1 protein-coding gene is annotated in these 297 nt (G+C 43.4%); it reads left to right on the top strand.

What is annotated here, in order from left to right; all coding sequences use genetic code 11:
• Positions 1–64: 64 nt before the first annotated feature.
• On the top strand, positions 65–297 hold a 233-nt coding region (locus PZE06_RS28220; RefSeq protein ID WP_275792431.1), incomplete at its 3' end, for a LytR/AlgR family response regulator transcription factor.

The following is a 297-nucleotide window of genomic DNA, read 5'->3' as shown; positions in this document are numbered from 1 at the left end:
AAAGTGAAATCGATGGCGGCACGGAAATTTCTTTTTCCTTTCCAACTGATAAGGTGGAATATTAATGGATAGAATAATACGCACACTTATTGTTGACGATGAACCCTACAGCCGTGATGAGCTGGGACATTTATTAAACGCCTTTCCTTCCATAAAAATTGTTGGAGTAGCCGACTCTGGGGAGGCAGCCATCATGAAGGCGATAAAGCTGCAGCCCGATGCCGTTTTCCTTGATGTCGAAATGCCAAAAATGAATGGGATGAAAGCAGCAGAAGCGCTACTCGAACTAAAGAAAGT

The organism is Robertmurraya sp. DFI.2.37, from assembly GCF_029211245.1.
In the GTDB taxonomy this organism is placed as follows: Bacteria; Bacillota; Bacilli; order Bacillales; family Cytobacillaceae; genus Robertmurraya; species Robertmurraya methanolica_A.
This window is presented reverse-complemented; position numbering and strand designations above follow the sequence as displayed.